The organism is Sphingobium sp. FG125 (genome assembly GCF_057809795.1).
The window spans coordinates 79,429-99,888 of record NZ_JBMDKQ010000015.1 but is presented as its reverse complement, the minus strand read 5'-3'; the positions used below and the strand labels follow the sequence as shown (position 1 = coordinate 99,888).

Below are 20,460 nucleotides of genomic sequence, written 5' to 3'. Positions count from 1 at the left end.
GCTCGTCAGGCTCATAACCTGAAGGTCGTAGGTTCAAATCCTACTCCCGCAACCAACTGAAATTGTAATCCTCCACAGGGGGCAGCAGCCTTCGAAGAACCCGACCTTGAGGCGGGTTTTTTGTAAGCGGGGCCTGATACCAACGTGCGATGATTGTGACTCATCTACCCTGCCCGGCGGGGAGGGTTGGTTGGAGGCAACTCCAGTCTAGGAGAGGGGGGCGAGGTGAAGCCGAGCGCCCACGCTGACCGCAGCCCAGCTTTCGATGCTATTGGAAGGCATCGACTGGCGGCGACCTGAACGTACTTTCATCCCTTCATTGGCGGGGTGAAACGCCCATTTTCTGGCACTTTTATTAGCATTGCCACCACCGATCTGCTATATAATCGCGGTGTCGGACGCAGGCCTTTTCACCCCTGATAAAGATGCTCGGTTCGCCGAGCTTTAAGCTACATTGGCGGCTGCTCACGCTGATATTTCCGCCCGCGACATCCTGATTGATACGCTGTGCGTGCAGATTGCACGCCTCAAGGCTCTCCTGAGCGAAGTCGAAGGGCGGATGCAGTTCGGCAAGTCGTCGGAGAAGCTCGATACCCAGATTGCCCAGCTTGCGCTGGCCCCTGAAGAACTCGAAGGCGAGGCCATCGCCGCCGCCGCGCGTCGAGGCGATCCGGTGGCCGTCGTTGGGCCATCACCGGTTCGCGCGCTGCCCGCCCATCTGCCGCGCGAGGAACAGCGGATCGAGCCTGAGCAGGGTAACTGCACCTGTCCCGACTGCGGCGGTGCGCTGCGGTCGCTGGAACAGGACAGCGATGAGATGCTCGATGCTGTGCCGGTGCAGTGGCGCGTCATCCGTCCCAAATATAGCTGCAGGACCTGTGAGAAGATCGTGCAGGCGCCCGCGCCGGTAAAGGCGATCGCCCGGTGCAAGGCGACTTTTGGCACGCTGGCCCATGTCGTCGTCTTCCAAGTTCGATCATCATCTGCTAATTTACCGTCAAGCCTGGATTATGGCTGCGCAGGGCATCGAGATTGACAGCTCAACGCTGGCAGGCTGGGTCGGGCAAGCATCGGTGCTCCTCGACCCGATCATCAGCCGCATCCGCGACGTCGGCCTGACAGCCTCGAAGATCCATACCGACGATAGGCTCCGGGCCTATGGGGTCGATGATCGGGATTCTGGGGCAACGACCCCACCAATGGTCTGGTATGAGTTCACCACCGATCGCACCGGCACACATCCCCAGCGCAAGATATTCTATATTCATGCGACCAAGCCGAAGCCGCTCACCACCGATCTGCTGGAGCGTATCGGTCAGTTCTATGAGATCGAAGCAGAGGTTCGCGGTCATCAGCCCGATATCCGACGACGAAGCCGGCAGGACCGCACCAAGCCATTGATCGACGAACTGCGCGAGGCGCTCGACGATGCAACGCGCCGCCTTTCGCCCAAATCCGATGTGGCCAAGGCCATTGCCTATGGTCGCAAGCGCTGGGTCGCTCTGACGCACTTTCTCGATGATGGACGTCTGGAAATCGATAACAACATAGCCGAACGCGCCATGCGCTGCGTGCCCCTGGGTCGCAAAAACTGGTTGTTCGCAGGCTCAAGGGCAGGCGGCGATCGGGCTGCTGCCATCTACACCGTTATCGAGACCGCCAAGCTCAATGGCCTAGAACCCCAGGCCTATGTCGCCGATGTCATCGCCAAGATCGCTGCCGACTGGCCTGCTGCCCGCTGGGACGAACTCATGCCGTGGAAATGGCAGCCAGATAATTAGGTAATCGCCGAAGCCGACCGAACCGCGGCACTCAGGCCACGCTTACCGAGAGGATGCCCGCCAGATCACCGCGCACGTCAATCTCGAGTTCGCCCCCTTCAGGCACCAATATGATTGGCCTGCTGGCGGTTTGTTGGCCACCAAGATAAGCTCATTCAAGCTACACCGGCTTCCCGCTCGAAGTCGATGGGGCTGAGATACCCCAGGGTCAAGTGTCGGCGTGTCGGATTATGAAATCTCTCGATATAATCGAACACATCGGCTCGGGCTTGATCTCGCGATCGGTAGACCTTCCTCCTGATCCGCTCTGTTTTGAAGGATGAGAAGAAGCTTTCCATCGCGGCATTGTCCCAACAGGTGCCGGACCGGCTCATGGAAGAGGTGACGCCATTGTCCTTCATCAGACGCTGGAACTGCTCACTGGTATATTGGCTACCCCGATCCGAGTGATGCAACAGGGCATCGGGCTTGCCACGACGCCAGATCGCCATGATCAGGGAACCCGTCACGAGTTGGGCCGTTCATGGTGGCGCTCATCGACCTTCTGAGCCTGTCGAAGGGCCACCACCCGGCGGGAGAACAGGTCGATGACCGCAGCGAACTGGCGATCCAGGACATTGTCAGCGATGACTGATCGTTCGCCATTGTCCTTTGGCAGATCACGGCGGCGCGGTCGTGCTCGAAGACCCTGCTGACGCATGAGCCGCTCGATACGATGCAAGCCGCAAGAGATGCCTTCAGCAGCACGTCATGCCAGACACGACGTGCGCCACAGGTTCGATCGCTCAGCTTGAAGCTAGTCCTGACCTTTCCGCCGACCTCCACATCGCTCTGCGCCGGCGCTGACGACGCACGGGCAAGCCAGGCATGAAAGCCACTGCGCGAGACGCCGAGCCCTCCGCAAATCCACGATACCGGCCATATCCCTCGGTGTTTCGTGATGAAGGCAAATCTCATATCGAGGCCTTCGCGAAGTAGGCCGCGGCTTTTTTAGTATGTCGCGCTCCGCCTTGAGCTTGGCCACTTCGCGGCGTAGCCGCTGTATCTCCTGCTGTTCCGGCTTCATCTGGCCATGGCCCGGAAACGCATCACGGGGCGATCCGGAAAACTCCTTCACCCATTTACGCAGCACCGTTTGATGCACATCCAGATCTCTTGAGGCCTGCGCCACGCTCACGTCACGATCGCTGACCATTTTCGCCGCTTCGATCTTGAACTCACGGCTAAACTTCCTTCGCTCCATTCATGTCCTCCAGACTGGTAAGCACCTTATCTTGGTGTTCACCAAACCGGCAGCAGGCCATGCTGGGTATTCTGAACGGCTACAGGTTGGCAGTTGGCGAGGTCAGCGTGGTCGTTTCGAGGCGTGCATTCCGGAGCTGATCACAGGACACGCCACATTATCAAGGGTGGTCTGCCGAATGCTGGCAGCGCGAGCCACTCTGTTGGGTGAGTTCACGAAACTCTGCCGGGAGATGCTGAAGATCGCCCGTACGGACCAAGTGTACACGGCACTATGCCGGTGAGACCATCCTCGCCCGGGAAGCCAATCGTTACGCTTTCGTTCGGAAATTAAAAGTAAAACTGAATGCAGTAGCGGGGATGATCACGATCAAGATCAAAGGTATAAAATATTTTTCTTTATCCTTTGATGTAAACATATACCTTCACTATCTTCGATGACATAGGAAAAATTACAAACTGAAGTGGACATCTCTTGCTTGTTCACTATATGTTTAGCTGTTAATTTCACTGGACAGTCCGCAAAACGGGAAAATGGCATGCGTTTAGTTTCACTTGGTCGGGCCTGCGAAGTTGGTTTTCAAATACGCCTGCACACCTCGCAGGTAGGCTCTGACTATTTTGATTGGCTCATAACGCCATTCGAAGGCCTCATGATGGCACTCAACCAGAACTTTGAAGGCCTCATGGATGGCCAGGATTTGTACCGACAAGAAGACAAGAATTTTGTCAATAACAGGCGGACAGGCATCCAATATGGTCATGTATTTAGAAGGAATGAGCGTCATGAGATACCGCATAATTTTCTGGACGACCTCGATTGCGTAAAAGAAAAGTTTAATCACTTCAAAAATCGTTTTAATAGTTATCAACATAGTTCAGAAAAAATCTGTTTTATACGTCGAGATATAAATGGTGGAGAGGCAATATCTCTTTGTGAAAAGTTACAAAGTATCTATCCTAGTTTGAACTTTTCTTTAGCGTGCGTAAATGAGCATGACCTTGGTAGCGCGGTCTCCGGAGATAGCCGGATTATTGATTTGCGTGTGCCCAATTCGGGCCATGACGGACTTGGGCATGCGGACCACTGGGCGGAAATTCTGATGGCCGCTCATCTGACGGATCGACCGTTTCAGAAAAAAAAGTCAGATATCGTCATACCGTTTCAATGATGCGATCAACTGCGTTTGTATAGCCTTTTGCCCAATTGGATGGTGTGAAAGCTAAGCCCGCACAATCGAACGCTCATGGCCAAAACCGGACATGGATCGCAACGTGGCACACGGACATACGGCGCGGCAGGCGCAGCCTGGCCTTGCAGGTGCAGCACAGTTTCGAGCGCGATCCATTCGTCGGTGATCTCTACATTTTCACGGGACGGCGCGGCGATCTCCGCAAGATCAACTGGCACGATCGGGGCAGACGCGCCTTAGCCGGATGGCGCGAAATCTGCCGCTTGGCTGATCACCCGGTGGTCTGAGAACGCTCCAGTGCACCTCTGACGGCAGCTGCAACTGGTATCGCGAGACGGCCGGCACCGCCATCGCGATCCCGCCCAATTGGACGGCGCGGGCCGATATATTCTTCCGCCACAAGACAAACGTCATCATTGCAACCGGTCGCAACACGATCAATTTTGATCTCGCGATCATCCGGTATGAAATCGACGCGATGCGCCGAATGTAGACGGTGAGCTTTGATGTATCGCTGGGCGGTGTTGTGCTGGGCTTCACTAACGCATCGACCGTCGAGTCGGATCGACCGACGGGAGCATATCAGTACGAATCGCGGGGATCGCCGATAATAATGTGGTATCGTGGGATCTTTTAGAGTCCTCCATAAGGAGCAACCCCTCCGACTTCAGTCGGATACTGGCTTCAGCCCCGGACTCGGCCAGTAGCCTGCTATCCTCGGAAAAAGTGAACAGCCCAAAGGGCGATAGTTCACTTTTTCCGAGGATAGCAGGCTATGGGCTATAGCAGCGGTTGTCACACAACATTTCATTGTCGCTATCATCTCGCTGGGCACCGAAACGCAGTTCAGCGCAGCTCAAAATCGGTTCAAGGTGTTGCATGGCGACGTGCATCTGCGGGTTCGCGAGATGATCCGACAGGTCTGTGCCGAAATGGGCGTGACGATCGTTCACGGCGTGCTTTCGCGCGATCACGTCCACATGTTCGCCGAGATACCCCCGCACGTCTCGGTCAGCGACTTCGTGCGCCGGGCCAAGCCTGTCCTGAGCCTGTCCTGAGCCTGTCGAAGGGGGGTGGTCATCGTGCAAAATCCAGCAGGAGTTCTAGCATATCCGCAAGCGCTACTGGGGCCAACGCTTCTGGCAGCGCGGCTACTTCTCGATTACATCCAGCAACATCACCGATGACACTATCCTGCGTTACCTGGACAAACATGGCCACAAAAGCGGCGTCAGCCCCTCGCCTTGATCCTAACGGCGTCAGCCGATCAGTCATTCAGTCCATTTTTTTGGAAGATCTGACCGTCTCGGTCACAGCTGTGGCGACGCGAGTTGTGTCAGCCACGAATTAGCGAAACTCAACACCGCACTTGGCGGACTCTGGTTCGACGACGCTGTCGCGCCGGCCTCGACGCTGAAGCCGTGATTCAATAGAAGCTGAAGATTCCCGTCACTATAGCCAGAACCGCACCCACGAGTACGGCGAACATCAGAAAGCGATAATCCGGGCTATCAGGATCTCGGTTGACCATAGTGCTTCAACTGCTGGACGATGATCTCGTTGCATAAGGCGGCGGCGACCGCGCGATCGGCCGCCCAATTGCGTATGTTCAGTCGATCGACCGATCATGAGCCGTCGATATTTCGACTTCGCCAATCAGCAGCATTCCGTCTGCCCAGCTAAAGCCGCTCTCCTCATCAATTACCTGCTCTGCATATCCGCCAAGGAAATTCTGAAACCGCTCCAGAGCGGCGCTGACATCATCGGGCATCGTCGTCTCCATATAGCAGATTTCCCCAACACTAGACGCGCGGCGCTCTTCAGAAGTTCATCCTCAGTATCGGAGGCACATAGACTCAGGAATTATTAAGTTATTTACAGAGATGTCAATCGGTTGATTCAATGGCGGCGTTAGGAGGCGCAGATGCGCCGGATCGAGCCGCATTTTCTACCGTCGCATGGGGGCCGCGTATCGATGATCGGCGGATCAATAGCTTCGTCATCAGAAATGAACTGCGGTAGCGTGATGCGCCGGCTAAATGCGGCCCCTCCGCCTCGTCCTGACGCCCGGCAACACCTCGGATGTCCGGGCGATCCACATCATCCCTTCGAAATACTGTCGGTTATCCTGCGCGGGCCGGCAGCCGCGACCATGCTCAGGAGGTAACAGCGGGCCGATGATTGCCCATTCCGCATCCGACACCCGATCCGCTCACCCAACGCTACCTCCAAAAGTCAGCGTTGAATAAAGCAGCGAACCTAATGTCAACCTTTGTCCACGAAACCTAACTCGACGGGTGACGGCATCCCGTTCCTGACCTGATTGCGGATCGGATTATAGAACATCTCAATGTAATCGAACAGGTCATGCCAAACTTCCTCGCTTGTTTTGTAGGTGCGGCGTCGGATACGCTTGAGCGACGATAAGAAGCTCTCCACGACGGCATTGTCGTGGCAGCTGCCGCGTCGGATCATCGAGTGCTCAAGATTGTGAGGCCAGATGAGCGCGGCCCAATGCGATGTCGCAAATGTCGGTCGGATATGGCTCCATCCCCGGATCGGCAGATTTGTTCACCTGCACGGGAGACACTTCAGCGATGCCATAGCAGGCTGTGGGCATGATCTGGCATGCCCATCAGAGATGGAACCGCGGTGAAACAGGCTGAACAATCAACTGATGCTGCACCATCGTCGCGATTCGTCAGATACGCATCCTCAATATCGCCATGACAAATCAGGCCGTGATGACCTTTTCGGTCAATCCCAGATAATCTTCACTGATCTTGCCAAGCATGCTTGACCAGCTCTGTTCATCCCCGGTCCATGCTTCAGGTGGGAAATTTTCCACCTGTTCGAACAGATGCACAAATGCGCCGTAGGATGTAGGCGTGATATTGAAACGTGACGGCATCTCTTCTTTGCCTTTAACGTCTGAACTAACGACATACAGGGTGCGTACGTCGTCATGATGGCAAAATTCCTTCAGGCGCTGATGCAGCAAGCCTGGGGTTTCACCTTCGAATGCGGCAGGGAACTCCCAATCGGGATGCCCTTGACGAATCCATCGCAGAAAAATGACCGGGTTGGATCGGCAATGTTGCCGCATGCGTTGAAACAGATAGGCGGATCTTTCCCTGGTATTTTTCAGCAGTTCGAGCGTCTCTGGTTTGTCAGACATGACGACGCTGCCGGGAAAGCCGCCAACGGCCGAAGCAGGTAGATCATGGTGGTGTATCCAGCCTGAGCGGCCATCGGTGACCGATCCGAGTGGATTCACATAGCAATCTTCGACACATAATTGAGCCGCAGGATCAAACGCCGGATGTAGAACGTGCATGAGCGCCGAAAAAGACGTGATATTCCAATCAAATGGATATGCGACATCGTTCGAAAAATGCTTGCGAACTTGCCACGCTGGCCTGCACCATGCACCCAAGCTAATAATTGAAATACCCAAAACCGTATCCTTATGTAACTTTAAAATATTCTTGTGATAAGTCAGCGATCTGTTGTCGATTTACATCGACGGCTACGAAACAAATTTCAAATCACTCCAACAGAATTTTTGTTTTAGCGTAATTAGCAATTTAATGATCAAGAGATCTGCCACTGGCTTGGTAAACGATGCAACTCCATGATATTACCGAGCCAATCGGCAGTCCATATTTTTTGTGGGGAGGCGTCGCATACCGATAGCGAGGCTGCGGCAGTGTGAGCACCCCTAGAACGGTGTTTGCAGGCCAGTATCGGCATTGCGTCTGATGGAAGCACCTGTTCATCGTTCGATCTGGTGCCTTGCAAGCCGATGAAAATTCAGGCTTGGACGTTTCGGGCATCGCGATTCTGCCCCGTCATATTGACGACGAGCGGGGCTATTTCGATCTTCCTGCCTATTTCAGCTGGAGCAACTAACCCATGCGGGTAATCGTCACCGGCGGCGCCGGCTTCATCGGATCGGCACTTGTCCGCTATCTGGTGCTGGAAAGGGGCTATGATGTCCTGACCATCGATGCATTGACCTATGCCGGCTGCCAAGCCTCGCTGAAGGCAGTGGAAGGCAGGAACAGCCACCAGCTCGTGCACGCCAATATCTGCGATCGCGCGGCGATGGACGCGGCGATTGCCGGTTTCCGCCCCGACCGCATCATGCATCTGGCCGCCGAAAGTCATGTCGACCGATCGATCAGTGGCGTGGCTGATTTCATCCAGACCAATATCGTGGGGAGCTTCACCCTTCTGGAGGCCGCGCGTACCCATTGGAACAGGCTCGAGGGCGATGCGAAGGCCGCCTTCCGCTTTCTCCACGTATCGAGCGACGAAGTCTATGGCTCGCTGGGTGATGAAGGCCTGTTCAAGGAAACCACCGCCTACGACCCCAGCTCGCCCTATTCAGCGTCCAAGGCAGCGTCCGATCATCTCGCCAAGGCTTGGCAGCGCACCTACGGCTTGCCGGTGTTGGTGTCGAACTGCTCGAACAATTACGGGCCGTATCATTTCCCCGAAAAGCTGATCCCGCTGACGATCATCAACGCGCTGGAGGGCCGCAAGCTGCCCATCTATGGCAAGGGCGACAATATCCGCGACTGGCTCTATGTCGACGATCATGCCCGCGCGCTGAACCTCATCATCGAACGCGGCGAACCGGGCGAAACCTATAATGTCGGCGGTCGCAACGAGCGCCGGAATATCGACGTGGTGCTGCGGATCTGCGCCGTACTGGACAAGCTGGTGCCGACCAATGCGCCGCGTGCGGAGCTGATCGAACATGTCACCGACCGTCCCGGCCATGACGCCCGCTACGCGATCGATGCGACCAGGCTGGAGAATGAACTGGGCTGGCGCGCGCAGGAGAATTTCGACAGCGGCATCGAAAAGACGGTGCGCTGGTATCTGGAAAACAAGTGGTGGTGGCAGCCGCTGCGCGAACATTATGACGGGCAGAGGCTGGGTCTGAACATATGAAGATTGAACAGCCCCCAGACGGCTGGATGCTTTCTGCTTTCAACATCGTCATATCCAGTCTCAGCGTAACCGCTGCCGTTTATGTTGGCATCAATGGCGCGGGCCAACGATCTTATGATATCCTGAAAATGCGCCCTGGCCTGAACATCGCCAGTCTGGAGGTGATCGCAATCTACATGGGGTTTGGTTCATGCGGAAACTGACGCTAAAGAGAGCTAAAAGCGCTAGAACCCGTAGGATATCATGCTGACACAAAAGCTTTCCCCCCACTATGTCGAAAAACCGTGGGGCCGAACCGATCTCCCGTCGCTCTTCGCCGCTGGCGCTGGGCGGCAGATCGGGGAGGTGTGGTTCGAAAGCGCCGATGGGCGCGACCTGCCGCTGCTCGTCAAATATATCTTCACCAGCGAACGGCTGTCGATCCAGGTGCATCCCGACGACGCGCAGGCCAGGGCCAAGGGACTGGCGCGCGGCAAGGAGGAAATCTGGTATATCCTTGATTGCGAACCGGGTGCGACCCTGGGTATCGGCCTGACGGCCCCCATGTCCCTCGACCAGTTCCGGGCGGCGGCGCAGGACGGATCGCTGGAACAGTGGATCGACTGGAAGCCGGTGAAACCGGGCGACTGCTATTTCATTCCGGCCGGCACCGTCCATGCGATCGGCGCCGGCATCACGCTTGCCGAAATCCAGCAAAATGCCGACCTCACCTATCGGCTCTATGACTATGGCCGTCCCCGTGAACTGCATCTGGACGATGGTGCTGCCGTCAGCCGCCTCCAGCCCTATGATCGCGCCCTGACAGAAGCGCCCCTGGGCAGGGAAGCCCGGCTGATCGCCGACAGCGAAGCGCCCTTCTCACTCGATCTGGTGCATTGGACGACGGATCAAAGCCTCTCCTTGCCCGACGGCAAGCTGCTATGGTTCACACCGCTGACCGGCGCAGGCATGGTCAATGGTCTCCCTTGGGAAAAGGGCGATTGCCTGCTGCTGGAGGGCGAGTGCATCTTCACCCTGACGGCAGGACCGGTATCTGCCCTGCTCGCCATTCCGCGCTGAACCGGCGGATATTGGCCGCTCCCCATCTGTGCGCATGATGGGCGACCGGCCGATGTCCACAAGTCCCTGACTATAAAGATAAATAGGATTATGACCGTTACATCTGGGACAGGGCTGAGACAGAAAATCGTTGATTTACAATGATTTGATGTTGCGCAAACAACGAGTCATTGTCCAACTCGCTGTCGACTTTTCAGCCGATAGCGCGTCAGGCCGCGATAGTGTAATCGCGGACCAGTTTCAGAGCCTGCTCGTTGAGGGTTGTTGCCCGCTGCGCATTGTCGCTTTCGGTGTAGCAGCGCAGTTCCGGCGCATTGCCGCTCGGCCGCAGATGGATGATGTCGCCGTCGGTAAAATGGATGCGCAACCCATCGGTCCGATCGATCCTGTCCGCTTCACCAGCCAGCGCCCCAAACATGGCGGTCAGCCGCGCCAATATGGCCGCCTCGCTCCCTTGCTCCAGATGCGCGATCAGCGCCTGGCTCTGCGCCGTCGGGTAACTCTCCAGCCGCTCGCTGAACGTATAGCGCGCCGGCAACTGCGCCTGAAGCATGGATAGCGTCACGCCGCGGCGGCGCGCATCCACCAGCACCGACAGGATCGGCAATACCGCGTCGCGCGTCGGCAGCGCAGGCAGAATGCGCCCTTCCGTCTCGACCGGTGTGGCGATCAGAAAACCGCCATTGGCCTCATAGCCGCAGACGCTTTCCTGTCCTTCTGCAACCAGCCTGTTCATCGCCTCGATCACGAAGGGCGACCCGATCCGGGTCCGTCGCACGGCCGCAAACAGGCCCGACAATTCAACCGCACTGTTGCAACTGACCGGCGTTGCAATGGCACCGATCCCTAGCGCCCGCGCACTCAACATGCCCAGCACATCGCCGCGCATCCACAGGCCGTTCTCATCGGCCAGCAAGGGCCGATCGGAATCTCCGTCGGTGGACAGGATAGCGTCCAGCTTGAGCGCCGCCGACCATTCCCGCGCCAGCGCCTGGTCCTGGGGGCGAACCGCCTCGGTATCGACGGGAATGAAACGGTCGGACCGCCCCAGCGACACCGCATCCCCGCCCAGCGCCTTGACCAGGGCGACCAATATGTCGCGGCCGACGGCGGAATGCTCATATATGCCCAGTTTCAGTCCGGCCAGAGCCTGCCCACCGAAGAAATCGACATAGCGCGCAATATAGGCGGTCTCGACGTCCACTTGTCGCGCTGCGGGCTGCGCATCCTTCAGCATCCCGTCCCCATCGAACAGGTCGGGCAATGTCACGCTCTGCGCGCGAATGGCCAGCTCGTCGGGTTTCAGCACCTCGCCATCGATGCGGTTGAACTTGATGCCGTTGCGGTCGTCGGGAATATGGCTGCCCGTCACCATCAGCGACGGGATGCCCCGCGCGAACCCGTAAGCCGCCACGGCCGGCGACGGCACAAAATCGCACAGATCGACCTCCCCGCCCATATGGCGCACCGCCGCCGCGCAGGCCGCCATGATGCGCGGGCTGGACGGGCGCAGATCACCTGCGATCGCCACATGGACGCCCGGCGCAAACTGCCCGATGGCGCTCAGATGCTGGAGGAAGGCGGCGGTATAGGCAAAGCAGACCCGGTCTGTCATGGCGCTGACCAGGCCGCGCGCGCCACTGGTGCCGAACGCGACGCCCGACTGCGCCATCAGATCAGCGATGGAAACGGATTGCGTCATGAATCTCTCCATGCCGCACATATCAGGGCGGCCATGCGATGGAAAATCAGTGTGAGGATGTCGCGGCGGCCAGAGCCTTGAGCGCTTCGGTCACCTTGCGCACCTTCTGGGATTCACCGCGCTTGAGGATCATGACTTCGCCCTGTGACACGACTACGATCATATCGTCTATATCGACGAGCGTGACGCGCGGACCGTCGCTATGGACCAGGCAATTGCTGGTTCCCAACAGCAGTGCGTTACCGCGAACAGCATTGTCGCCGGCATCTCTGGCGCTGATGGTGTGTAGGGAATCCCAACTCCCTACATCCGACCAACCCATGGCGACCGGGACGCAGGCGACATGCGCTTCGCGTTCCATGATCGCATAGTCGATCGAGTCCGAAGGACAGGCATGAAAGGCCATGGCGTCGGGAAAAACATGCGCACCATCACGCTTGGCCTGCGTCATCGACGTCCGAACGGCCGCCAGCATATCCGGTTGATGCCGCTCCATGGCGGCGAGGTAGGCGTCAGCGCGAAACAGGAAGATGCCTGCGTTCCAGACATGATTACCCTCTGCCAGCATCTTTTGCGCACTGGCGACATCGGGCTTTTCGACGAAGCGCACGACCTCATGCACCGCGTCGCCGCAGGACTGCCCGATCTGGATATAGCCATAACCGGTTTCTGGGCCGTCGGGCGTGATACCAAAGGTTACCAGCCATCCTTGTTCCACCAGAGGCAAGGCGCAAGCGATGGCTGCGTGGAACGCGGGCAGATCGGCGATGACATGATCGCTCGGCATCACCAGCAAGGCATCGTCCGGCTGCGCCTCCAGAGCGGCAAGAGCGATCGCGGGCGCGGTATTGCGGCCGATCGGCTCCAGGATGACCTGATAATCGTCGATACCGCTTTGGTGAAGTTGTTCGTCGATAATATCGGCATGCGCGGTGTTCGCTACAAGGATTGGACGACCTATTGATGCCGCATCAAAGCCTTGTACGCGCACGGCAGTCAGTTGAAGCATGGTTTCGTCGGCGGTCAACGGCAGCAACTGTTTGGGATGTTCAGGCTTGGAAACGGGCCAAAGCCGCGTACCCGATCCTCCCGACAGGATGACAGGAACGATATTCATGATGTTGTTGGCCATGTCTCGCCTGAAATAAGTAATGATATTTCGCCGTTATGTGGCATTATCCCACGAACGATGCGGGTTTCATGGGCGTAAAGTGCAAGCTTGCCAAGTCCAAAAAATGCGCTTTGGCACCGCAATCACTGCACGGCCGATCGTTATCGAACCCCAACGATTGGTCAAATTAGCCTGTTCAGACAGGCAGGTTGCGAGGGTTGTAAAGAGGATTTTCCGCTCCACTCGTGCCGCCTTGGACTAGGGTCGAGAGTCGTTCAGAGCCAGAAGGCGACGGCAGCCTCGAGGCTCACGGCTGAGAGGAAGTTCCTGGCGAGCTTGTCGTAACGGGTAGCGATGCGGCGGATTGAGGCGGCAGAACATCGCTTCGACCCGCCAACCGTCCTTGTAGCGGCGTTGGTCATATTGGATTGGGCGCTTGCGGTTCCATCGACCTGGGATCACTGGGATCGTTCCCTGCTCACGCAGGGCAGCCCTGATGCGGTTCGCATCGTAGCCACGGTAGGCGATCACCCGTTTCATTCCTGCTGTTTCGCTGATCAGTAGGTCGGCCCCTTTCACATCCGAGGTGTTGCCGGGCGTCAGGACGAGGCGGAGGGGCCGTCCGAGGACATCGACAAGAGCGTGGATTTTCGTTGTCCTGCCGCCACGCGAGATGCCAATGGCATTGGCCCGCGCCCCCCTTTTGCGCCACCAGCAGAGCGGTGAGCCTTGATATAGCTGCTGTCGATCTGACCCGTTTCCGCGATCCAGCCTTCCTCTGTCAGTGCTATTAGGATGCGCGTCCAGATGCCCCGGTGGCTCCACCGTTCCATCGATTATAGACCGTCGTCGAAGGGCCATATTCCGAAGGGCAATCCGCCCAGCGGCCACCGCATTTGAGCATGTGGATGATGCCTGAGATCACCCGCCGGTCATCGACGCGCCGCGCTCCGGGCGGGTTCTTCGGCAGATGAGGCTCAATTGCTGCCTATGCTTGATCCGACAGCCAAAACAACGAACGCGACATTCCCGACAACCTGCTGCTTCAGCGCAGCCTCCTTGAATCAATGTGCGCGCAGATTTTCAAGAGGCTGATTGAGTTTGGACCCTAGCAACTTGGCATTGCGTCGTGCCACCACCCCGTCCTGCCCCGCCGTTTCGCATAGGCGAGCCGCAGGTGAGCATTGCGGATATTGGCCGGGGAAAATTCAACAAAACGCATAGGCACGACCGGTTCTGCCGGCGCAAAGATCGGTGGTAAGGTGATCGAAGGCACGCTGACCCATGGATGCATGAAGATAGGACCGAAAGGCAGTTAATATGCGATAACGTCATTGGTCACAGATAAAATCTAAGGGAGGAGAAATTGCGCTTGTGCTTCGCCCAACGACAGGCTGTAAGTTGATCGCGTCGGTAGCAGGGGTGCGCGCACTCAAATGACTGATGTTCAAGTTTGCGTGGAAACGGGGTTCGCACCCCAATGGCGAAGATTTCGCTGCCACTTTCGCATGATGCGGGGGAAGAACGAAGAATGAAGATCGCAGTTTTCGGACTCGGCTATGTCGGGCTGTCCAATGCTGTCCTGCTCGCACAGCATAATGAAGTCGTGGCTGTCGATATCACGCCGGAACGCGTCGAGATGCTCAACGCGCGCCAATCGCCTATCGTCGATGCCGAGCTTGAAGAGTTTCTCGCGACCCGGCCACTCAACCTTGTCGCCACGCTCGATCCGGAACAGGCGCTGACTGGTGCCGACTATGTGATCGTCGCCACGCCGACCAATTATGATGTCGGCAACAACAAGTTCGACACCTCATCGGTAGAGGCGGTCATTCAGATCGCCAAGCAGATCAACCCCGCCGCAACAATCGTCATCAAATCGACCATCCCTGTGGGTTTCGTAGAGGATGTCCGCCTGCGCCTGGCGACCGATCAGGTCATTTTCAGCCCGGAATTTTTGCGCGAAGGCAAAGCGCTGCAAGATAACCTCTACCCTTCGCGCATCATCGTGGGCGAACGGTCGGACCGCGCGCGTATCTTTGCCGACCTGCTGTTGCAGGGCGCGGTGAAGAAGGATGTGGAGATCCTCTTCACCGACCCTAGCGAAGCGGAAGCGATCAAACTGTTCGCCAACACCTATCTCGCCATGCGGGTCGCCTTCTTCAACGAACTGGACAGTTATGCCATCGCGCATGGCATGGACTCGCGCCAGATCATCACGGGTGTCGGCCTCGATCCGCGCATCGGCTCACATTATAACAACCCCAGCTTCGGCTATGGTGGCTATTGCCTGCCCAAGGATACCAAGCAACTTCTAGCCAATTATTCCGAAGTGCCGCAGAACCTGATCCGCGCGATCGTCGATGCCAATCATACCCGCAAGGATTTCCTTGCCGACCAGATCATCGCGAAGCGGCCGAAGAAGGTTGGCGTATTCCGCCTTGTGATGAAGGCCGGGTCCGACAATTTCCGGCAATCTTCGATCCAGGGCATCATGAAGCGGATCAAGGCCAAGGGCATCGAGGTGGTGATCTACGAACCCGCGATGCAGGAGCCGCAATTTTTCGGATCGCGGGTGGTGCGCGATCTCGCTGCTTTCAAAGAGGAATGCGACGTCATCATCGCCAATCGCATGACGGCCGATATCGAGGACGTCGCGGACAGAATTTTCACACGGGACCTGTTCGGGTCGGATTGACAACGACCCTTGCTGTTGCCGAAGTTTCCATCCATCAATATGAAATTCCGGCCCAATATCGCATGAAGCCTTTCATGATCAGGCTTCCTCGCTTTCTTAGCAGGAAGCGTTCGTCCGTAATGGTTCGCAAAGCCATTTCGTCCGCGATTATCGAGCGCTCGTTCGCACCGAACTAAAAACGCTGCTCGACGATCCCGCACTTGCACTGGCGATTGGCGCGCCCGATGCTGCTATCGATATGGTCTTTCAGTTGATGCTTTCACGCATTCAAGTCCGGCGGCAAGATGATCTTCTCCTTGCTTGAACGGGAAGAGGCGGAGCATGATCGGGTGTGGGACGCCTTCCTGCATCATGACTGGATCCGCCCCCTCGTTCGCAATGTCGGTTTCGCCGAACTGCACTTTGTCAACCGGAAGGACGGTACGGACCATCGGCTTGTCTGGCAGAGTCTGGCGGTGCTCGAAAAGCCCGAATGATTCAGGTCACCGCAATGTCGGCAGCCCTACTCGCTGCAACGCCCAGTCCAGATAGTGCATAAACGCAGGCGTCCGACCTGCGTCCCGTGCCCGCAGCCAAGCGAGAGCCACGACGGGACGCCATTGATCCAGGTCGCGGGCCGTCACGGCGGATGATGCCATATAGCTTTTACGCAACCGTCCCGCCGCCCAGTCCCGCCACAGGTTCGTTATCCAATCGGTGGGACCGATGCCAAAACGCATCAGCATTTCGGATCGCACAGCATCAGCCGCGGGATGGCCTGCCGCCGCTTTAGACCAGTCGATCACCATCATTCCCTTTGGTGTCATCATGACATTACCCAGATGAAAATCGCCATGGGTCAACATGTCCCCCTCCGGTAGCGTGTCAAGATAGGCGATGACGGCTCGTTGCACCATGATCGGTGCCGGACCATAGGCGATGTCGGTCGTCAGCACCTGCTTCAATGACCTTAAACTCCCGCCACTCGCCCGGTGCATGGCACCATGGATAGCGCCCATTTGGCCAAGCGCCCATCGCGCGCGCATCGGGTTCCGACGGATCCAGTCCATCAGCGTCCCGCCTTCGAGCCGGGGATAGACAATGCCGCGTCGCCCATCCCACGTTCGCCGCCCCATCGCCGCCGCCGTCAGCACGCCGCTTGCCGCCGCATGGACGGAGGTCTGTGCCTCTCGCGCGATCATCTCTTCCGACACGCTGTCGCGGAACAGCTTGATAACCTGCCCACCCCCAAGATCGAACAGTTCGGCGCTCGCGCCGCTGGCGATGAAATCATGCGGCAAAAGCGGTTCTTTGATCGGATCGGTCATAGTGTGTCCGTCGATGCAATGGTCACGATCATGTCCGCCCGATCGACCGGCATGGTGCATAATGTTCCGTTGCACCCGACAGGCGAGGGGGTACAGCCTGAAATAGGGTGATGTCCCCTACCAGTGGCAAGAGCTGTTTGGGGTAGGATTTGCAGGACAGCGACCATTGCCGTGTGCCTGACCCACCCGCCAAAATGACGGGTGTGATGCGAATGTCGGAATCATGGTTCAGCTGTGTTACGTGATCCATTCAAATTTCCCGTGACGCCATTTCATGGCGACCGCCAACGCTATGCAGAGATTACCCGCCGCCCACAATGCGCGAGCTTTTCTTGGAGCTACTTCGAGCAAATTTTTAGAAGAGTTCGGGTGGCCTGCGTTCATTTTTTGACAGAGATTCATGACATGCGCGTCGCACTCCGTCACAGCCAAACCTACTCCGCCGCGCAGAAAAGGGGTCAGTACCGGACCGAGCGCATTTAATCTTTGCAACTCCCTTTTTATTAAATTCTTAGAAAAGACTTTATGAACACTCCGTCTCCGCCACCCTTTTTCGGACCAAGCCGATGATCCGCGCCCGTTTCGGCACTTTGCGCGGGTTGGTCCGCCTGATCCTGTCCTATCCGCAACTCGCGCTCGGCCTGTCTGCCAATCGCGCTGCTGATCCCGCGCAGGTGCGGCGGCTGGTCTTTGTGTGTCAGGGCAATATCTGTCGCAGCGCCTTTGCCGATGTCGTGGCGCGCCGGGCAGGGCTAAATACCGCCTCCTTTGGCCTGTCGACCACCACTGGCCGCGCCGCGCATGATCCCGCCATCGCTGCCGCCCACGCTTTGGGGCATGACCTGTCGCAGCACCGGGCGATCGACCTGGCCGACTATGCGCCGCAGGAGGGCGACCTGCTGCTGGCGATGGAGGTGCGGCAATTGCATCGGCTGGCCGCCGACCCGCGCCTGAACCATCTGCCGCGGCTGTTGCTGGGGCGCTGGACCCGGCCGATGCTGCCGCATCTGCAAGATCCCTATGGACTGGACGACCGCTATATGGCGACGTGCCTGGCCCGGATCGAACAGGCGGTGGCGCGGCTGGTCAGCGCTTTTCCCGGCGCACGGCTTTCCTGAGCATCTGCGTCATGTCCCGCATCCAGGGGCGTGGATCGGACAGGGTCAGCACATAATAGCGGGTGGCGGGGTCAAAAAAGCCCAGCACATAGTCGATCAGATCATTAATCGGTCGCCGCTTGAAGAAGGGATCGCCGATTCGCTCCGGGGTGATCCACAGGCGCACCAGCCGCTTGGTTTCCGGCACCATATAGCGCGCGCGCAGATCGTCGCGCGGCGGCGGGGCCAAATCACGCTGGCCCAGCACGGTGCGGCGATAGGCTTCCCAGGCGAAGTGCGCGCCGCAATGGCGGGCAAGCGGCAGGCTGCCCCAGAAGCGGCCATTCACCTCCATCAGCCAATAGCGTCCGCTATCCGGCTCATAGCGATACTCCACCATCGCCTGCCCGTCCCAGTCGAGCGCGCGCAACAATTGTTCCGACAGCGCCATCTGTTCGCCATGCCGTTCCGCCGGTTCGGCCCGGCACAGCGTGGATATGCCCCCTTCAGGCGGCCATTCGTGCAGGCGGCGATGCTGGAAGCGCAACGTCGCGCGCCCATCTTCCATGTACAGCATCTGCCCCAGCCCGACGCCCCCGCAATATTGCTGAATCAATGGCCAGCGCCCGATCGGCGCATAGCGGTCCAGCAGCGCGGTCAACTCCTGCGGGGTGCGGATATATTCGGTCTTGAGCCATTCCAGCCCCGCCTGTTCCAATATCGGTAATATCGCCGGGGGATTGGCCCATTTGGCGACCAGCGGATAGCGCATCGCCGCGATGCGGGCGGCAAAATCCTCGCCCGGCTGCGGTTGCCAGGTTTGCGGGACGCGCAGCCCCGCCTTTTCGGCAATGTCGAGCGTACAGAATTTGTCGATGACTTTGGCCAGCCGGTCTGGTCGGGGCACCAATATGTGGCAGTCGCCGATCGTCGGGGGCAGGTCCGCCAGTTCCAGCAGGTCCGATTCGGACACGGCCAACACCGCGCCCGCGCCGGTCAGGGCGATCATCTTCGGCAGCCAGAGGGCCGCAGGGCCGGGCGGGCGTAACAGCGATTGGGTGCAATAGCGCGAGGCTGCGCCAACGCTGTGCGCTTCGCGGGCCACGCCATGGACCGGCACGCCATGCTCGCCCAGTTCGCGCACGACCGTCAGGCCGATGGCGTTCTCCAGACCCAGGACAATGGCACCGGGGAATGATGTCACGCAGGCACAAGCCGATGTTCATAGCGCCATGTTGCCCAGGCCTGCTGCGCGACCCGCAGCCCGGTGCGCAGCCGGCTGGGTGGGACGCGGGTGAGGCTGCGGTCGGGGCGATCGGCCAGATCGCCGGGCAGGTCGTGGAAGCCTGCACCGCGGACCTGTGGCAGGCGGGCGGCCTCCCGGCACAGCGCGACGAACCGCGCCTTGACCGTGTCATTGGCCCGCTGGCGGTCGCGCGACAGCATTTCGAAACTGTGGGTGACGACGACGAAAGCGTCATGGTCCTCGCGCGCGGCATGGCGCAGCCCGACGCGCATCTCGGCGGCGGACATGGCGCAAATTTGTGCCGGACGAAAGCTGCCGGGCCGGTCGGTTATGCCCGACACCGGCAATTCGGTGATGCCATACAGGCGGGTTGCGCCTATCTCGCCCGGATGGGTGTCAATCTTGCAGTCGCGGCCCAGATAGGCGGGGTTGACGCTACTGTCCCATGCCACGCCGATCGCGGCAAGGGCGCGCAGCGTATCGTCATTGGCGCCGAAATTGCCGGCGCGAAAGGCGGTGATGACGGGCGCCCCGGCCTCTTCCAGCAACCTTTTGGCCAGGCCCAGCAGGACAATCTGATCGTCCAGCACGAAGTCGCCGATATTGCGGCCCTGTCGTCCTTCGACCGGCGATTGCTTGGCCCAGGCGAGCCATTCGGTGTGGATGTGCATCTGCACCTCATGGCCTCGCGCCACGATAGCGGTGACGATGGGCGTCAGGAAATCGGCACCATGGACCAGCGCTGGCAAGGGATCGAGGAAGAATACGCCTTTCAGCCCATGGCGGTCGAGCATGTCCATCTGCCAGCCAATGCCATGCGCCTGCCCCTGCGCTTGCCCCCAGATCGAGCGCTGGACATTCTCGTCAAGGCTGAGGCCGCGCTGATGCAGCGAGGAGGACAGTTCCGTATCGACGGTGATGAGCAGAGCAGTCATGGGCGATCCGGCAGGGGGAGGCAATTGGACAGCAATAGGCGTCAGGAGTTAAGGACGAGTAATATTTCCCCCATATGTCCCATGGGTCACATATTGGAAAGATGGCACTGGGCCGTCAATCCGCACT

At 58.4% G+C, this 20,460-nt stretch carries 17 protein-coding genes and 6 pseudogenes; 11 read left to right on the top strand and 12 right to left on the bottom strand.

The features are described 5' to 3' along the window. Positions 1-244: 244 nt before the first annotated feature. Positions 245-331: pseudogene (locus tag ACODSR_RS14850) on the top strand (IS66 family insertion sequence element accessory protein TnpB); the annotation flags it as partial. Positions 332-391: 60 nt separating this feature from the next. Beyond that, positions 392-1,781, top strand: a pseudogene (locus ACODSR_RS14845) (IS66 family transposase). 155 nt (positions 1,782-1,936) lie between these two features. On the opposite strand, the pseudogene ACODSR_RS14840 reads toward ACODSR_RS14845, so the two are convergent. Beyond that, positions 1,937-3,024: pseudogene (locus ACODSR_RS14840) on the bottom strand (IS3 family transposase). 538 nt (positions 3,025-3,562) lie between these two features. On the opposite strand from ACODSR_RS14840, the gene ACODSR_RS14835 reads away from it, so the two are divergent. From ACODSR_RS14835 to tnpA, 3 genes and pseudogenes are all read left to right on the top strand, one after another. Beyond that, a complete protein-coding gene (locus tag ACODSR_RS14835) occupies positions 3,563-4,195 on the top strand; it encodes a DUF1796 family putative cysteine peptidase (protein WP_489077437.1) in 633 nt (210 codons plus the stop codon). A gap of 44 nt (positions 4,196-4,239) precedes the next feature. Next, complete coding sequence (gene tnpB, locus ACODSR_RS14830; protein WP_489077436.1) at positions 4,240-4,503, top strand: IS66 family insertion sequence element accessory protein TnpB; 264 nt, start codon at positions 4,240-4,242, stop codon at positions 4,501-4,503. A gap of 488 nt (positions 4,504-4,991) precedes the next feature. Then, a pseudogene (gene tnpA / locus ACODSR_RS14825) lies at positions 4,992-5,464 on the top strand (IS200/IS605 family transposase). 361 nt (positions 5,465-5,825) lie between these two features. On the opposite strand, the gene ACODSR_RS14820 reads toward tnpA, so the two are convergent. The 4 genes and pseudogenes from ACODSR_RS14820 to ACODSR_RS14805 all read right to left on the bottom strand — a co-directional run bounded on the left by ACODSR_RS14820 (position 5,826) and on the right by ACODSR_RS14805 (position 7,673). Beyond that, positions 5,826-5,999: a hypothetical protein gene (locus tag ACODSR_RS14820; RefSeq protein ID WP_489077435.1), complete on the bottom strand. Its 174-nt coding sequence runs from the start codon at positions 5,997-5,999 to the stop codon at positions 5,826-5,828. A gap of 252 nt (positions 6,000-6,251) precedes the next feature. Continuing rightward, complete coding sequence (locus tag ACODSR_RS14815) at positions 6,252-6,419, bottom strand: transposase (protein ID WP_489077434.1); 168 nt, start codon at positions 6,417-6,419, stop codon at positions 6,252-6,254. Positions 6,420-6,481: 62 nt separating this feature from the next. After that, positions 6,482-6,733 (bottom strand): annotated as a pseudogene (locus ACODSR_RS14810) (IS3 family transposase); the annotation flags it as partial. Between the two features lie 217 nt (positions 6,734-6,950). Further along, a complete protein-coding gene (locus ACODSR_RS14805; RefSeq protein WP_489077433.1) occupies positions 6,951-7,673 on the bottom strand; it encodes a DUF1796 family putative cysteine peptidase in 723 nt (240 codons plus the stop codon). Positions 7,674-8,131: 458 nt separating this feature from the next. Here ACODSR_RS14805 and rfbB point away from each other — a divergent pair, with 458 nt between their 5' ends. The 3 genes from rfbB to ACODSR_RS14790 are packed head-to-tail and all read left to right on the top strand — an operon-like array spanning position 8,132 to position 10,237. Next, entirely contained in the window at positions 8,132-9,178 is a 1,047-nt protein-coding gene (gene rfbB / locus ACODSR_RS14800; protein ID WP_489077432.1) for a dTDP-glucose 4,6-dehydratase, read from the top strand. Further along, positions 9,175-9,381, top strand: a complete 207-nt coding sequence (locus ACODSR_RS14795; protein WP_489077431.1) for a hypothetical protein — start codon at positions 9,175-9,177, stop codon at positions 9,379-9,381. Before rfbB ends, ACODSR_RS14795 begins: the two co-directional genes overlap by 4 nt. 40 nt (positions 9,382-9,421) lie before the next feature. Beyond that, complete coding sequence (locus ACODSR_RS14790) at positions 9,422-10,237, top strand: class I mannose-6-phosphate isomerase (protein WP_489077430.1); 816 nt, start codon at positions 9,422-9,424, stop codon at positions 10,235-10,237. A 208-nt stretch (positions 10,238-10,445) separates the two neighbouring features. Here ACODSR_RS14790 and ACODSR_RS14785 read toward each other — a convergent pair whose 3' ends face one another. The 3 genes and pseudogenes from ACODSR_RS14785 to ACODSR_RS14775 form a co-directional block, all read right to left on the bottom strand. After that, entirely contained in the window at positions 10,446-11,939 is a 1,494-nt protein-coding gene (locus ACODSR_RS14785; protein WP_489077429.1) for a phosphomannomutase, read from the bottom strand. A 46-nt stretch (positions 11,940-11,985) separates the two neighbouring features. After that, on the bottom strand, positions 11,986-13,071 hold the full coding sequence (locus ACODSR_RS14780; protein WP_489077428.1) for a mannose-1-phosphate guanylyltransferase/mannose-6-phosphate isomerase: 1,086 nt from the start codon (positions 13,069-13,071) through the stop codon (positions 11,986-11,988). Between the two features lie 254 nt (positions 13,072-13,325). Continuing rightward, a pseudogene (locus ACODSR_RS14775) lies at positions 13,326-14,032 on the bottom strand (IS5 family transposase). A gap of 549 nt (positions 14,033-14,581) precedes the next feature. Here ACODSR_RS14775 and ACODSR_RS14770 point away from each other — a divergent pair. Both ACODSR_RS14770 and ACODSR_RS14765 read left to right on the top strand, forming a co-directional pair. After that, positions 14,582-15,748 (top strand): nucleotide sugar dehydrogenase, encoded by a 1,167-nt coding sequence (locus ACODSR_RS14770; protein ID WP_489077427.1) that lies wholly within the window; start codon positions 14,582-14,584, stop codon positions 15,746-15,748. 296 nt (positions 15,749-16,044) lie between these two features. Further along, a complete protein-coding gene (locus ACODSR_RS14765) occupies positions 16,045-16,224 on the top strand; it encodes a hypothetical protein (RefSeq protein WP_489077426.1) in 180 nt (59 codons plus the stop codon). Between the two features lie 6 nt (positions 16,225-16,230). Here the strand turns inward: ACODSR_RS14765 and ACODSR_RS14760 are convergent, their stop codons facing one another. Together ACODSR_RS14760 and ACODSR_RS14755 are read right to left on the bottom strand one after the other, a co-directional pair. Beyond that, entirely contained in the window at positions 16,231-17,055 is an 825-nt protein-coding gene (locus tag ACODSR_RS14760; RefSeq protein WP_489077425.1) for a phosphotransferase, read from the bottom strand. Positions 17,056-17,083: 28 nt separating this feature from the next. Further along, entirely contained in the window at positions 17,084-17,305 is a 222-nt protein-coding gene (locus ACODSR_RS14755) for a sugar phosphate nucleotidyltransferase (protein ID WP_489077424.1), read from the bottom strand. A gap of 316 nt (positions 17,306-17,621) precedes the next feature. Here ACODSR_RS14755 and ACODSR_RS14750 point away from each other — a divergent pair, with 316 nt between their 5' ends. Next, a complete protein-coding gene (locus ACODSR_RS14750; RefSeq protein WP_489077423.1) occupies positions 17,622-18,173 on the top strand; it encodes an arsenate reductase/protein-tyrosine-phosphatase family protein in 552 nt (183 codons plus the stop codon). Here ACODSR_RS14750 and ACODSR_RS14745 read toward each other — a convergent pair. Further along, positions 18,142-19,356: a carboxylate--amine ligase gene (locus tag ACODSR_RS14745; RefSeq protein ID WP_489077422.1), complete on the bottom strand. Its 1,215-nt coding sequence runs from the start codon at positions 19,354-19,356 to the stop codon at positions 18,142-18,144. The genes ACODSR_RS14750 and ACODSR_RS14745 overlap by 32 nt on opposite strands. Continuing rightward, on the bottom strand, positions 19,353-20,333 hold the full coding sequence (locus ACODSR_RS14740; RefSeq protein ID WP_489077421.1) for a polysaccharide deacetylase family protein: 981 nt from the start codon (positions 20,331-20,333) through the stop codon (positions 19,353-19,355). Before ACODSR_RS14740 ends, ACODSR_RS14745 begins: the two co-directional genes overlap by 4 nt. Between the last annotated feature and the right edge of the window lie 127 nt (positions 20,334-20,460).